General features: G+C 55.6%; 1 rRNA gene. It reads right to left on the bottom strand.

Going from position 1 to position 205, the window contains the following annotated elements:
• A 16S ribosomal RNA gene (locus tag FDX04_RS12185) occupies positions 1-205 on the bottom strand; the annotation flags it as partial.

Below are 205 nucleotides of genomic sequence, written 5' to 3'. Positions count from 1 at the left end.
CCAGTGTGGCTGGTCATCCTCTCAGACCAGCTAGGGATCGTCGCCTAGGTGAGCCGTTACCCCACCTACAAGCTAATCCCATCTGGGCACATCCGATGGCAAGAGGCCCGAAGGTCCCCCTCTTTGGTCTTGCGACATTATGCGGTATTAGCTACCGTTTCCAGTAGTTATCCCCCTCCATCGGGCAGTTTCCCAGACATTACTC

Origin of the sequence: Citrobacter sp. wls615 (assembly GCF_005281355.1) — a bacterium.
In the GTDB taxonomy this organism is placed as follows: domain Bacteria; phylum Pseudomonadota; class Gammaproteobacteria; order Enterobacterales; family Enterobacteriaceae; genus Citrobacter; species Citrobacter werkmanii.
This window is presented reverse-complemented; position numbering and strand designations above follow the sequence as displayed.